Source organism: Ruegeria sp. AP7, from assembly GCF_056539905.1.
This window is the reverse complement of the sequence record NZ_JBQFVT010000001.1, coordinates 460104-473777: the sequence shown is the minus strand read 5'-3', so window position 1 is coordinate 473777 and position 13674 is coordinate 460104. Positions and strand designations below refer to the sequence as shown.

Here is a 13674-nt window from a genome sequence, read left to right as displayed (position 1 = left end):
ATCTAGTCAGAAAGCGCGGCCATCAGCCGCGCTTTCTGACCCTGATCGTCAGGCTGAGATATCACGGCGGCCAGATCTTCCAGCGACGCAATCGAATGCCCGGCGCGGAAGCTGTCGACATGTGGAAGCATTGTCGCAACGCCCTGAGCCTTTGGCGCGAACCCATCCCAGCGCAGCAATGGGTTCAGCCAGATCAAGCGTCGCGACGACAGGTGCAAACGCTCGATTTCCTTTTCCAGCATCTCGGGATCGCCCCGTTCCAAACCGTCGGTGATCAACAACACGACCGCCCCCTGCCCCATGACACGCCGCGACCAGTCGCGGTTGAACTGATGCAGGCATTCTCCGATCCGTGTTCCGCCTTCCCAGTCCTGCGCCTCGGCCCCGGCAGCGGCCAGAGCTGCATCGACATCACGTTGATGCAGATGGCGGGTGATGTTGGTCAGGCGTGTGCCAAACGTGAATGCGTGCACTTTGGCCCAACCTGCGCCTTTGGCATTCGAAACCGCGTGAAGAAAGTGCAGAATGATCCGACTGTACTGGCTCATCGATCCGGAAATGTCGCAGAGCGTTACCAAATTCGGCCAGCGAGGTTTTGGTTGCAGGCGCGCGATATCGCGTAGCTCGCCACCCTGCCGCATGGCTGACCTCAGGGTGCGTGCGCGATCGATGCGGTGACCGAGATGACTGGCCTGACCACGCCGAGACTCGATGGGTTTGACCGGTAGATTCAGGCGCGACAGCATGCGTTTGGCCTGGGCGATCTCGGATGTGCTCATCTGTTCGAAATCGAGGTTGCGCAAGCGTTCTTCGGAGGACGCGGTTTGGGTCGCGTCGATCTCGATCTCACTTCCTTCTTCCTGCTCCGTCGTTTCCGGCAAGTCGCGTTCGACGCCATCCAATAACGCCTCAGCCGCGCGCTTTTCAGCCGCATCCGCTTTGCGCTCTTCCTGCACGCCGCGAATGGCGGGCAGCATCATGGACATCATATGTTCGAGATAGCGCGGATCGCGCCAATACAGGCGGAAGACCTGCGCAAAAACCGTGCGGTGTTCAGGCCGGTTTACGAAACAGGCATGTAGCGTCCAGTAGAAATCTGTTTTCTCGGTGAAGCCCGCAGCCTGCACCGCGCGAATCGCATCAACCACACGTCCGGTTCCAATCGGCAGCCCGGCCTTACGCAAAGCGCGCGCAAAATGGGTGATGTTCTGGGCCAGCTTGGGGTTGTCCGGGATATCGAGTGGGAGTTGTTCGGCCATCAGACCCCCGAAATATTTGCAAGCGGATGAAGCATCAGGCCGGTTCGAGGTCGGCCTTGGCCTGATCGAGAATGCGCTTGGCCTCGGAACCTTGCAGCTTTTGGATGTCGTCCTGGTATTTCAGGATCGCACCCAACGTATCGCCAATCACCTCGGGGCTGAGGTTGATGACGTCCAGCGCCAGCAGACATTTAGCCCAATCGATTGTCTCGGCCACCCCCGGTTTCTTGAACAGGTCTTCGGTGCGCAGACGCTGAACAAAGGCGACAACCTCGCGGCTCAGCGCTTCGGCCGCTTCGGGGGCACGGGCGTGCAGGATTTCGATTTCACGAGCAAAATCAGGGTAATCCACCCAATGATACAAGCAGCGGCGTTTCAGCGCGTCGTGCACTTCGCGCGTGCGGTTTGAGGTGACGATTACGATTGGTGGTTCGGGTGCTTTGACGGTACCAAGTTCGGGGATCGTGACCTGAAAGTCGCTGAGGGCTTCCAGCAGGAACGCCTCAAAAGGTTCGTCGGTCCGGTCCAACTCGTCGATCAACAATACAGGTGCCCCATTGGCATCCGGACGCATCGCCTGCAGCAAAGGGCGCTCAATCAGGTAGTCATCCGAGAACAGCTCGGTCTGCAATGCGCCCCGGTCCGCCCCACCCGACGCTTCGGCAGTGCGGATCGCCACCATCTGGGCAGGGAAATTCCATTCATACACAGCGGAAGAGGCATCAAGGCCTTCGTAGCACTGCAACCTGATCAAGCGCCTCCCCAATCCTGCGGCGAGTGCCTTAGCGATCTCAGTCTTGCCGACGCCCGCCTCGCCTTCCAGAAACAGAGGTCGACCAAGTTTCAGCGAAAGAAACACAACCGTCGCCAAAGCCCGGCCACAGACATAACCCTCTGAACCCAAAAGGTCCTGCACGGCATCGATGGAATTTGGCTGTGTCATGAGATCCCCTTTTTCCTGCGCCCCAACAGGTCATGACCACAACCAGAGGTCAAGACCACCATCCGTCAGAGACTTACGACGATCTGCCTCACCGGCAAGGGCAACAGGGTCTTTCACCACCCAAGCGGCTGTGCTAGCCGGGGGCCATGACCCATTCCCTGACGATCCGCCGCCCCGATGACTGGCATCTGCATCTGCGCGATGGCGCGATGCTGCAAGCCGTCCTGCCTGAAACCGCGCGCCATTTTGCCCGTGCCATCATCATGCCGAATCTGGTTCCGCCCGTTGTGACCGGCGGTCATGCGGCCGCTTACAGAGAGCGTATTCTGGCCGCTTTGCCCGATGATATGACGTTTGAGCCACTGATGACGCTCTACCTGACCGAAGACACGGACCCTGCCGATGTCGCAGCGGCGCATGTGACGGGATTGATCAAGGCGGTCAAGCTTTACCCGGCTGGGGCAACAACCAACTCTTCTTCAGGCGTTCGCGATTTCGACAAGGTGCGCCCGGTGCTGGAGAAGATGGCCGAGATCGGTCTGCCGCTGTGTGTGCACGGCGAAGTCACGGATGCCGAAATCGATATCTTCGATCGCGAAGCCGTGTTTATCGATCGCGTTCTTGATCCAATTCGCAAAACAACACCCGGGCTGCGGGTGGTGATGGAGCATATCACGACGTCAAACGGCGTGGATTACGTCAAGGCGAACGAGAAAGATTTGGGTGCGACGATTACAACGCATCACCTGATCATCAACCGCAACCACATACTGGTCGGCGGCATCAAGCCGCACTATTACTGCCTGCCAGTCGCCAAACGCGAAGAGCATCGGCTGGCGCTGTTGACCGCCGCAACCTCGGGTGATGCGCGTTTCTTCCTTGGCACTGACAGCGCGCCGCACACGGATGCGAACAAGGAAATGGCCTGTGGCTGTGCTGGGTGTTTCACTGCGACCAATACGATGTCACTGCTGGCTGAAATGTTCGAGCGCGCTGATGCGTTGGACAAACTGGAAGCGTTTACCTCCCTTAACGGCCCGGCCTTTTATCGCCTGCCGGTGAACGAAGAGACCATCACGCTGACAAAGGGCGATGAGGTTGTCTATCCCGCCAAAATCGAATGCGCGGACGGTCCTGTCACAGTATTCGATCCCGGCTTCCCACTGCACTGGCGAGTCGCCTAATCATTTAGTCTATCTGCCAAATCCGCTGCGCGCCCACCGGTGCGCAGCATCGACCAGACCGCATCTGCTTCATCCCCACCGATCAGTTTTGATGCTTTGTCCCTAACCCGATCTTCGCGGTCCGAAAGTGACATCGGGGCGAGCAGATCATGTTTGGCCTCGCGGCGGGCGCCATCGCGGCGCAAGAGGGACAGATGGGCTTGGGTCTCGGACAAGCTTTCATCTGCCTCTACACTAATCCGATCCCGCAGGGATTGAAGCCTCGGGTCCGCACAAATCTTGGCAGTATAGCTGCCCGGTAGTGCCGTATCGTACCCCATCGATTGCATTGCGATCACTGTGCGATAAGAAAACTTCGCACCCAACCCGCTAGTCGGCTGCAGTTGATTGCAAACGCTCATCCAGCGGGGGTGCGTTTTAACCTTGATCTCGGCCACCTCTGGTTCGGCAATGTCAAGATCGCGCGCGGCCTCAAGCGCCGCGTGCAGGCCATGGCAGCAGGCGTGGAACTTGTGGCTTACGTTTTCGAACAACCATTCATCACCCAACCCATCGAGCGCTGCATTGATATCGTCTGCCCCCAGATGTGTCGCCCCAAACCCAAACGGACCTTCCAACGCATCAGAACCAGGTTGAAATCCATTGCGGATCAACTGAGCCGCCTCAACGCCATTCGAAGCCGCAAGCCCGGCATTATAGGGTTTGCCCATGGTTCCGAACTGTGACTTCTGTCCGGATGCTCTTGTTGCGGTCAGTCCCAACAGATCACGCATCTGCTTGGCATCGAAGGACATGATGCGCCCCGCAGCTACGGCAGCCCCAAACGCGCCCGCCGTGGCGGTCTGGTGAAAGCCTGCCTGATAGTGACCGCGGCCCAACCACAGTCCAACGCGGATCGACAATTCCATCCCAACAAGCGCTGCTTCGAGCAAATCGACCAGCGGCCGATCCTCCCACGCCGCAAGCGCAAGGGCTGCCGGAAACACAGCAACCGATGGATGACCGATATGGGCAAAATGGGTGTCATCGTAATCAAGCGCGTGGGAAACGGTACCATTCACCAGCGCCGCAGCGCGTAAAGGGGCTTCACCACCCCCGAATAGGCGTGCTTGTGCTGCACCGCTTTCGGAAAAAACCATCTGGCGGATGATGCGGGAAACAGGCTCATCCGCACCCGCCCGCCCCACGGCGAGCCAATCCAACGCGGAAAGCGATGTCACGATTCGAGCCTGTGAAGTGGTCGACACAGGACCAGCGGCAAATTCGGCCAGGGCGGTTGTCAGATCGGTCATAGCGCGCAGTCTAGCGCGCGCGTCACGGGCGTAAAGCCTTAGCCGTAGAGGACGGCAGCCCGTTGTTCGAATGCGCGCACGATACGGTGCATGGCCTCGTTGAACACGACACCGATGATCCCTTGCAGGACCGCATTTTTGAACTCGAAGTCAACGTGAAACGAGACGTTGCAGCCGTCATCCGTATCTTCGAACTCCCAATCGGAACGCATGTATTTGAACGGACCGTCCAGATACTCGGTATCGATCCGTTTATGAGCATCAAACAACGTAACGCGGCTGCCAAAGCGTTCGCGGAACACCTTGAATGAAATAACAAGATCCGCTTCCATCACCTTGCCTTCGCCCGCGGCATAGGTCCGACGGATACGGGCCGCGGCGCACCAAGGCAAAAACTCAGGGTATTTTGCAACATCCGCGACCAGATCATACATCTGCTGAGCGGTGTAAGGCAGCGGGCGGGTCTCGGAGTGGGTTGGCATGATATCCGGGATTAACTGGTGACAATGGCGCGTGATTTCGTATGTTGCGCGCCAAAGATCAAGGGGGCAGAGATGAGCCAACGCGCATATGTGATAGATGAGATGATCTCGGCCAAGGCAATTGCCGCCCGGATCGAAGAACTTTGCCGCGAAATCACAGCCGAGTTTGGCGGTACCGACAAGCTGGTTGTTGTCGGCCTGCTGCGCGGCAGTTTCGTCTTCATCGCCGATCTGGTGCGTGAGCTCGACCTGCCCATTGAGGTCGATTTTCTTGAGGCATCGTCCTACGGAGACTCGATGGAAAGCAGCCGAGAAGTGCGTATTCTCAAAGACTTGCGGGGCGCCATTGAAGGACGCGATGTACTGGTGGTCGAGGATATTGTGGACACCGGCCATACCCTTAATCACGTCTCTAAGCTGCTCCGCACCCGCAAGCCACAACGGTTGAAATCCATCGCCCTTCTGGACAAACCCAGCCGACGCGAGGTCGATTTCCGTTCGGACTGGATCGGGTTCGAAATCCCTGATGAATTTGTTGTGGGCTATGGCATTGACTATGCGCAACGCAATCGAAATTTGCCGTTTATCGGCAAGGTTCGATTTGTCGAAGATCAGGACTGATGAATTTGCGCCACTTTCTTCGCATGTCGCAATGGGGGCGAAATCCGCCCTCGGAACGGCGGGTGAAACTGGTGTTCGGCGCAATCCTTGTCTGTCTTTTGGTTGCCGGCGTTGAATATATGGGCTGGTGGCCCGAATGGGCAGAAAGCCAGCCCAGAAAGCTCAAGCCTTGAGCGTTTGTTCGATCGCTGCAAGAAATATGTCGGTCCCGATCGGGATCAGAGCATCCGGGAAATCATAGTCGGGGTTGTGCAGTTGCGGGTGATCCCGGCCTGCTCCAAGCCAGAACATAGCGGTCTTCGCGCCCTTGCCGAATTGCCCGAAATCTTCCGAGAACCTCTGTGGCGTCGGCACTACTTTGCAGGGTATTTCGCGTGTTTGGCAGGCATCTGACAGGATAAGAACGGCTTCGTCCGTATTTACACAAGCCTCAAACACATCGTCATAGCTGATTTCGACACCCAGCCCATGCGCTTGAGCGCTTGCGCTCACAAGCTGCTCCGCCTCGCGGATCAATCCGGTCATTCGCGTATCTGATACTGTCCGCAGAGTAACCCAAAGCTCGGCCATGCCAGGTGCGACCCCGAACGTGGTCTCACCCAGTCGCGCATGGGTTACAGTGGTCAGAGCGTAATCTGCATCCAGCACCCCTCCGTGTCCCAATGCGGCTAATGCAGGTATAAGCTCAGCCAAGGCTCCAGCCGGTGAAAGCCCGTCTTGCGGTGCGGCTGCATGCGAGGTTTTGCCTGTCAGCACGATCCGCATCCCGCGGGAGGCGCAATTGGCCGGGCCCGAGCACAGCTCAACCGCCCCCAATTCCAAACCCGGAAGATTGTGCAGAGAATATACGTAATCCGGTGCAATATTGGCGAACTTGGGGTCGGCGCGAAAGGCTATAGCACCCTGCCCAGTTTCCTCAGCGGGTTGAAAAATCAGAACGACGCGTCCTTTTGCTGGGCGCTTATCACCAAGAACGAAAGCCACACCCAAAACCATTGCCATGTGACCATCATGCCCACACAGATGCCCCTTGCCCGGATGTTGCGACGCGTATCGCGCGCTTGATATTTCCTGGATGGGCAAACCATCCAGTTCGCATCGGATACCTATCGTTGGCCCCGGTTTGCCGCTTTCGTAGACTGCCGCAACGCCATGACCACCGATCCCGGTCAAAACCGCATCGGGGCCGCAAGCCAGCAGAAGATTGGAAATACTTGCGGCAGTTCCGCGCTCCTCGCCCGAAATCTCCGGGACCTGATGCAGCTCATGCCGTTTTTCAGTGAGCCAGGATTGAAGCTCGGGTTTCACACCTGATTCAACTTCTTTTGCCGGGCCTCACGCAAGCGAGCAAAATCATCACCCGCATGGTATGACGACCGGGTCAACGGGGTTGCCGAAACCATCAGGAAGCCCTTGCCAAAAGCAGCCTTTTCATAGGCCGCGAATTCTTCGGGTGTGACAAAACGATCAATGCCATGGTGCTTGGGCGTTGGCTGCAGATACTGGCCAATTGTCAGAAAATCGATATCTGCTGCGCGCATGTCATCCATGACCTGACGGACCTGTTGCTCGTCCTCACCCAGCCCGACCATGATGCCGGATTTGGTGAAAATCGACGGATCCATCTCTTTCACCCGCTGCAGTAAGCGCAATGAATGGAAATAACGCGCACCGGGGCGAACTTCAGGGTATAGCCCTGGTACTGTTTCGAGGTTGTGGTTGAACACATCCGGCTTGGCTTCGACGACGACCTCTAGAACCGTAGGATCACATTTCAGGAAATCCGGCGTTAGAATCTCGATTGTTGTCTTGGGTGACCGGTGTCGCACCGCGCGGATGGTCTGTGCAAAGTGGTCTGCGCCGCCATCGAGCAGGTCATCCCGATCGACCGACGTGATAACAACATGATTCAAGCCCAGCTTTTGCACCGCGTGCGCCACGCGCCCTGGCTCGAACGCATCCAGCGTATCCGGCTTGCCCGTCGCAATATTGCAGAAGGTACAACCACGCGTACAAATCTCACCCATGATCATCATGGTGGCGTGGCCCTGGCTCCAGCATTCGCCTACGTTCGGGCATCCGGCCTCTTCACAAACAGTGACCAGATTGTTGTCACGCATGATCTTGTGCGTTTCAGCATACCCTTTGCCACCAGGCGCTTTGACACGAATCCACGCAGGTTTGCGCGGCGCTGCATTATCAGGCCGATGCGCTTTTTCGGGGTGTCTTTGTTCGGGTATTTTCAGATCACGCACGGCTGGCTTTCCTGACTTCGGGTCAATTTGCTTGGTGCTTAACATAAACTGACTTTGTTGGTTACACCAGCGGCGCATAGCCGCTATGCAGACCGCATTCGCGACTGCAGCAAAATCCTCGAATAAATCACATATTATTACCTATTTTCAATCAATTTGCATGCGAATAAGATATATCGCAAGTGCAGCATATCTAATGTTGAAGCCGCTCTGGAATCGTTCTAACTCTCACGTCAATCACATGTGAATCACAGGAGTTTGATGATGAAAACCGGTGCAAAACTGCCTGACGTAACTTTCCACACCCGCGTCCGCGACGAGGCGATAGAAGGCCCCAATCCCTTCCGCTGGGAAGACAAGACAACCGCAGATTATTTTGCAGGCAAGCGCGTCATCCTGTTCTCGCTGCCGGGTGCATTCACCCCGACCTGCTCAACCTATCAGTTGCCCGGTTTTGAAAAAGGTCATGCTGATTTCGCAGCCAAAGGCGTCGACGCAATCTACTGCATGTCCGTCAACGACAGCTTTGTCATGAACAAATGGGCTGCGGATCAGGGTCTGGAAAATGTCAAAGTCATTCCTGACGGATCCGGAGAATTCACCCGCAAGATGGGTATGTTGGTCGATAAGGACAATCTGGGCTTTGGTATGCGCTCGTGGCGCTATGCGGCCATCGTCAATGACGGTGTGGTTGAGGCATGGTTTGAAGAGCCCGGCCTGATGGATAACTGCCCCGAAGACCCTTATGGCGTGTCGTCGCCAGAGAATCTGATGAAACATCTGGACGAGGCACGCGAACCAGCGCTGGCATAATCCGATCAGTTAAACCGCTAACAGGCTCGCCATATCGGCGAGCCTTTTTTGTCAGGTAGGGGTTCCCGAGACCACGTCTTCCCCAACCTCACGGATCACCCGCGCCAACCGATTGAACCACTCCTCTGCACCAGTCGAAACGCGACGCACCAAACCGATGGTTCTGGCTGGCTGCGGGGTGCCAAACCGGAGCAACCGCAGGCCAGGCACCGCATCTGTCTCGGCCTGCGCTGCGAGTTCTGGCATCAAGGTCATACCGAATCCTTCCGCGACCAACCGAGACAATGTCGCAAGCGATGACGCGCCCATATTTATCTGACCGCTGGTGCGATCCTGCCCGCAAACTTCAAGTGCCTGATCAGTCAAGCAATGCCCGTCTTCAAGCAGCATCAACTGAGCCGTCTTAAGGTCCACCGGCCGCAACGCCTCGGGGCTAATCGTTAGCCGGTCCAGCCGGGCTTGACTTCCTGCAAGCAAGAAGCGGTCTTCGAATAATGGTTCTTCGTGAAAGGCTTCGCTGCCTAACGGAAGCGCTAGTATAGCCGCATCAATTTCACCTGAGCGCAGCATTGAAAGAAGTCGCTCAGTCCGGGCCTCGCGAATTTGCACTTTTAACGAGACATCTGACGCGCGCAACCCAGCCAGCACCCCCGGCAAAAGGTACGGGGCAACGGTCGGAATTATTCCAATCGATAGGGAACGATGCCCACCAGAATGATCACGCGCGAATTGATCCAAACGCGTTGCCGCATTCAGTACATCCTGTGTGTATTCCAGAACATCTCGCCCAAGTGGGGTCAGCAAAATATCCCGCGCCTGCCGTTCAAACAGTGGCCCGCCCATCGCGTCTTCCAGCGCCTTGATCTGAACTGACAGCGCAGGCTGCGATACATTGCAGACCTGCGCACCGCGACCAAAGTTTCGTTGCTCAGCGACAGCACGGAAATACTGCAATTGTCGAATGGTAAAATTCATAACCTCTGACTATCATTTGCAGCCCGTTACTCAAGACCATCCTAATAGGTCATCAGCCGATCATGCGGTCTTGCTCGGCCTGATCCTGATAGTGTAGCTTTAGCCGCTGCAAGGCGATACGCAGAACGATCTTGCCAGATCGCGCCGACCAGCCCATGCGCTTTTCCGCCAACTCCAACCCTTCAAGGTAGCAGCAACAACGCAAGGCAACGTCGCTCAAACCCGGCCCTAAATCTGAAAGCGCCTTTGTCACACGGTCCTTGGCACTGGAATGGCCTTGCCCAATATGGGCATCTGAAACGAAATCTCCACGCCCTCCACAGGTCAGAAAGCGATCCCAGTTCTGCGTGATCTGAGGGCCTATCTGTGCAAGTTCAAAATCTTCACGCAAACGCTCACCCGCGCCGACCAATGTCTCATCAAGGTACGGCTTACCACTCTTGTCCCGACGACGCGCCAATGCGATCAGGGGGCTTTCGACAGTGTTATAACGAACCTTGGGTTGATTTGAGGTATATGTATCCGAGTTTGCCGGCGTGAATGAAGTCCGAGATTCGGCCATGCCAAATTCATTCTGAGTGCGCGCCCGGTTTTCCACTTCGGCAATCAAATGACTCAATGCCGTGCGTCCCGCACTTGAAATACGATATCGTGAAATCCGACCGGGATTGTCGCACGATATCCAGTCATTTAACGCCAGCGCCTGCGCTGTTCGGCAATCCACAACTGCTGTTTTGGTTGTCCCGTCTTCACCGTTGTCCCGAACCACTACGGCCTTATCCATGTCTTCGGCCACTGCAAGCACTGCACCGGTTTCACACAAACGTCTCAGAACACGCAGCGCTTCTCGTTCGAACTCTGCGTTTTGAGATCCTGGTCGGTTCTCTTCGGATGTTACGACTGCAAACGCAGGATTTTTGAATTCCGTGAGTGAAAAATGCGATTGGGCCAGCGATTGTAACGCGGCGTCCACTACAGGATCATCGCGACGCATCTCGACCCTGCGGATCTGTCGCAATATGGTCGAGGCATGGCATCCAGCCGACCGCGCGATATCCCGTATCGACCGCCCAGATTCTGTATAGTCAAGATATCGTTGTGCTCCTTCGGGAACCCATGCCGGAACGGTGAAAGCCACGCTGTTTTTCATATTTCTTCTTCCTTGTCGACAAAACAAACTGACAGTTTTAGCCGTCGGAATCTTAGTTAACCAAATCTAACTAGAGGTGCTTTCATTACTCGTTCGTTAATCACAGACGGCTCAGAGCAGAATTGATTCAAAAAGATAAACAGTGGTGAAACCATAGTTCGGGGCGAACTACATCAAGGTAACACCCGCTCAGATTGTGTCACATTTCAGACAGTGAAACTGAACGAAAAGGATACTGCCGTGCAGGATCTGATGACCTTGATTACTTCACTCCGCCGCCCGTGCTGCCAAGATCGGGGCGCAGGACTATAATCGCGACCGTCATCTGCAACGTCTTCTGGGTTATGGATCGATTCCGGGACCGGGCGCTGCGTTAATGCACCTGCTAGAGCTGGAACGCGAAGTGAATGCACAGCGGATAGAAGAAGACGCGGCCTATTCTTTGGTGCGTCATCTGGAATTGCTGATCGCATTGAATGGCGAGGCGCAACTGTATCAAACCAGTCGCGCCGCGCAATTTCAGTGATTAGGTGAAGGCATCCGGCATGGATGCTTTCTTTTCGGCAACGTATGCGTCCAGTGCCGCATTAATCTCAGGATCAAGTTGTGGCTGCTGATAATTGGCCAAAAGATGTTCAACCCGTGCCGATGCCAGCGTCCGTGTGTCACGCGCGCCTTCTTCTTCCCAGGTTTCGAACGGCTTGTAGTCCAGCAAATCGGTTTTCCAAAACGCTTCCTTGAAGTTTGCCTGCGTGTGGGCGCACCCAAGGTAGTGCCCGCCCGGACCAACTTCGCGGATCGCATCCATGGCCTGAGCATTTTCGTCATATGCGACGCCTTTGGCCAGACCGTGGAGAACACCCAACTGATCGGCATCCATGACGAACTTCTCGAAGTCGGCAACCAGACCACCCTCAAGCCAGCCACATGAGTGCAACATGAAGTTCACGCCTGACATCAGACCCATATTCAGTGAATTTGCGGTCTCGTATGCCGCCTGCGCATCGGGCAGCTTCGAGCCGCAGAAAGAACCTGCAGACCGGAACGGCAGCCCCAAGCGACGCGCTAGCTGACCCGCACCATAGGTCACGTGAGATGCTTCAGGAGTACCAAAAGTCGGCGCGCCCGAGTTCATGTCGATCGATGAAACAAAAGCCCCAAAAATCGCCGGAGCCCCCGGACGGATGATTTGGCTATATGCGACCCCGGCCATAACTTCTGCAAGTACCTGCGTCAGCGTACCAGCGACCGATACCGGTGCCATTGCACCACCGACGATGAAGGGCGAGATAATGCAGGCTTGGTTGTTAGCAGCGTAAACCTCAAGCGAACCCATCATCACATCGTCAAATGTCATCGGTGAATTGATGTTGGTTAGCGAGGTCATAACCGTGTTGTTCTGGACGAACTCTTTGCCAAAGAGAATCTCGCACATTTCAACCGAATCCTGTGCTCGCGAAGGATCGGTGACGGAGCCCATGAAAGGTTTGTCCGACAAGGTCATATGCGCCATCAACATGTCCAGGTGACGCTTGTTCACCGGAATATCTGTCGGCTCACACACGGTGCCGCCCGAGTGGTGCAGCCATTTGGACATATAGGCCAATTTCACGAACTTGTTAAAATCGTCCATGGTCGCATAGCGCCGACCGCCTTGCGCATCACGCACGAACGGAGGGCCATATACCGGGGCCAGAACAAGATTCCGGCCGCCAATGACGACTGACTTCTCAGGGTTGCGCGCATGTTGAGTAAATTCGCTGGGTGCGGATTTGATCAATTCACGCGCCAGTCCGCGCGGCAGACGCACGCGTTCACCATCGACATCGGCACCAGCCTCGCGCCAACGTTCCAATGCCGCCGGATTGTCAACAAAATTGACACCGATCTCGGCCAGCACAGTTTCCGCGTTGGTTTCGATGATCTCAAGCGCTTCTTCATTGAGGACTTCGAAATTGGGAATGTTACGTTCGATGTATTTTGCGGTTTCGATCTTTACCGCCGTGCGCTCGGCCCGGCGGGCGGCGCCACCGCCACCTCGTGCTCTGCGCCGGGTGCTTGCCTCTGTCATGAGAAAATCCCGTTTATTGGTTGGTTCGACAAGTGTGTTACATCAACGAACCACGATGCCAGAGGTAGTTTACGGCGCAATAGAGGTAAAAGCGACATGAACTGGCAGCATCGCTATTTCAGACACATTTGCACGTCACGTCACGCTCTTCCGCATCATGACCGAGTTCCCGGTCACCTCGACCTCGTGCCAGCCAAGATGTGTATACATGGCGCGGGTTGCTCCCATAAGTCGATGCGTTCTTAGGCAAAGCACGGACAACCCCGCTGTCAACGCATCGGCTTCAGCAGCAGCAAGCAATTTTCGTGCGAGGCCCCGCCCCTGAGCTTGCGGCACAACGGCAAGATTGAAGACCATCATCGCGCCAGCCTTCAGACCATAAATTATGACACCCAAAAGTTGCCCACCTTCTTCTGCGACAAGGACATTTCGGTTGTCAATATCGCCTTCGATTCCGCTTGCCACATCTGGGATGTCGGCAATTTTTTTGATCGCATCGGCGTAGGCGCTTGTAATACAGGTTTCTATCGCATTTACGTCGCCTGGTTCCGCAGTTCTGAGAATTAGGTCAGTCATCTGAGTGCCTCCGTCACCAATTGACGTCATTGCGCTTGCACAAGCAAGGCTTG

Annotated in this window: 15 protein-coding genes; 5 read left to right on the top strand and 10 right to left on the bottom strand. The window is 55.9% G+C overall.

Annotated features, from left to right (window positions below; translation table 11 throughout):
- Window positions 1–2 precede the first annotated feature (2 nt).
- Entirely contained in the window at window positions 3–1259 is a 1257-nt protein-coding gene (locus ACR0KN_RS02260; protein ID WP_480651076.1) for a vWA domain-containing protein, read from the bottom strand.
- A 34-nt stretch (window positions 1260–1293) separates the two neighbouring features.
- Window positions 1294–2202, bottom strand: a complete 909-nt coding sequence (locus ACR0KN_RS02255; RefSeq protein WP_170584183.1) for an AAA family ATPase — start codon at window positions 2200–2202, stop codon at window positions 1294–1296.
- Between the two features lie 146 nt (window positions 2203–2348).
- On the opposite strand from ACR0KN_RS02255, the gene pyrC reads away from it, so the two are divergent.
- Complete coding sequence (gene pyrC, locus ACR0KN_RS02250; protein ID WP_480651074.1) at window positions 2349–3386, top strand: dihydroorotase; 1038 nt, start codon at window positions 2349–2351, stop codon at window positions 3384–3386.
- Here pyrC and ACR0KN_RS02245 read toward each other — a convergent pair.
- Both ACR0KN_RS02245 and ACR0KN_RS02240 read right to left on the bottom strand, forming a co-directional pair.
- Complete coding sequence (locus tag ACR0KN_RS02245) at window positions 3383–4678, bottom strand: MmgE/PrpD family protein (protein WP_480651072.1); 1296 nt, start codon at window positions 4676–4678, stop codon at window positions 3383–3385. The genes pyrC and ACR0KN_RS02245 overlap by 4 nt on opposite strands.
- A gap of 38 nt (window positions 4679–4716) precedes the next feature.
- On the bottom strand, window positions 4717–5160 hold the full coding sequence (locus ACR0KN_RS02240) for a type II toxin-antitoxin system RatA family toxin (RefSeq protein ID WP_170770639.1): 444 nt from the start codon (window positions 5158–5160) through the stop codon (window positions 4717–4719).
- A 72-nt stretch (window positions 5161–5232) separates the two neighbouring features.
- On the opposite strand from ACR0KN_RS02240, the gene hpt reads away from it, so the two are divergent.
- Window positions 5233–5781, top strand: coding sequence for a hypoxanthine phosphoribosyltransferase (hpt, locus tag ACR0KN_RS02235; protein WP_480651069.1), 549 nt, complete (start codon window positions 5233–5235; stop codon window positions 5779–5781).
- Between the two features lie 5 nt (window positions 5782–5786).
- Entirely contained in the window at window positions 5787–5954 is a 168-nt protein-coding gene (locus ACR0KN_RS02230) for a hypothetical protein (protein WP_480651782.1), read from the top strand.
- Here the strand turns inward: ACR0KN_RS02230 and ACR0KN_RS02225 are convergent.
- Both ACR0KN_RS02225 and lipA read right to left on the bottom strand, forming a co-directional pair.
- Complete coding sequence (locus ACR0KN_RS02225; protein WP_480651067.1) at window positions 5944–7089, bottom strand: amidohydrolase; 1146 nt, start codon at window positions 7087–7089, stop codon at window positions 5944–5946. The two genes, ACR0KN_RS02230 and ACR0KN_RS02225, sit on opposite strands and share 11 nt — an antisense overlap.
- Window positions 7086–8036, bottom strand: a complete 951-nt coding sequence (gene lipA / locus ACR0KN_RS02220) for a lipoyl synthase (protein ID WP_170469770.1) — start codon at window positions 8034–8036, stop codon at window positions 7086–7088. The genes ACR0KN_RS02225 and lipA overlap by 4 nt, the downstream gene beginning before the upstream one ends.
- 264 nt (window positions 8037–8300) lie before the next feature.
- Between lipA and ACR0KN_RS02215 the strand changes: the two genes are divergently transcribed.
- On the top strand, window positions 8301–8849 hold the full coding sequence (locus ACR0KN_RS02215; protein WP_010439686.1) for a peroxiredoxin: 549 nt from the start codon (window positions 8301–8303) through the stop codon (window positions 8847–8849).
- A 51-nt stretch (window positions 8850–8900) separates the two neighbouring features.
- Here the strand turns inward: ACR0KN_RS02215 and ACR0KN_RS02210 are convergent, their stop codons facing one another.
- Both ACR0KN_RS02210 and ACR0KN_RS02205 read right to left on the bottom strand, forming a co-directional pair.
- A complete protein-coding gene (locus tag ACR0KN_RS02210; RefSeq protein ID WP_480651065.1) occupies window positions 8901–9824 on the bottom strand; it encodes a hydrogen peroxide-inducible genes activator in 924 nt (307 codons plus the stop codon).
- 52 nt (window positions 9825–9876) lie between these two features.
- Window positions 9877–10974, bottom strand: coding sequence for a DUF6456 domain-containing protein (locus ACR0KN_RS02205; RefSeq protein WP_480651062.1), 1098 nt, complete (start codon window positions 10972–10974; stop codon window positions 9877–9879).
- Window positions 10975–11266: 292 nt separating this feature from the next.
- Here ACR0KN_RS02205 and ACR0KN_RS02200 point away from each other — a divergent pair, with 292 nt between their 5' ends.
- Window positions 11267–11500, top strand: coding sequence for a DUF6477 family protein (locus ACR0KN_RS02200; protein ID WP_480651756.1), 234 nt, complete (start codon window positions 11267–11269; stop codon window positions 11498–11500).
- On the opposite strand, the gene ACR0KN_RS02195 is transcribed toward ACR0KN_RS02200, so the two are convergent.
- Both ACR0KN_RS02195 and ACR0KN_RS02190 read right to left on the bottom strand, forming a co-directional pair.
- Window positions 11501–13045, bottom strand: a complete 1545-nt coding sequence (locus ACR0KN_RS02195) for a trimethylamine methyltransferase family protein (protein WP_170469757.1) — start codon at window positions 13043–13045, stop codon at window positions 11501–11503.
- Window positions 13046–13180: 135 nt separating this feature from the next.
- Window positions 13181–13621, bottom strand: coding sequence for a GNAT family N-acetyltransferase (locus ACR0KN_RS02190; protein WP_480651060.1), 441 nt, complete (start codon window positions 13619–13621; stop codon window positions 13181–13183).
- Window positions 13622–13674 lie beyond the last annotated feature (53 nt).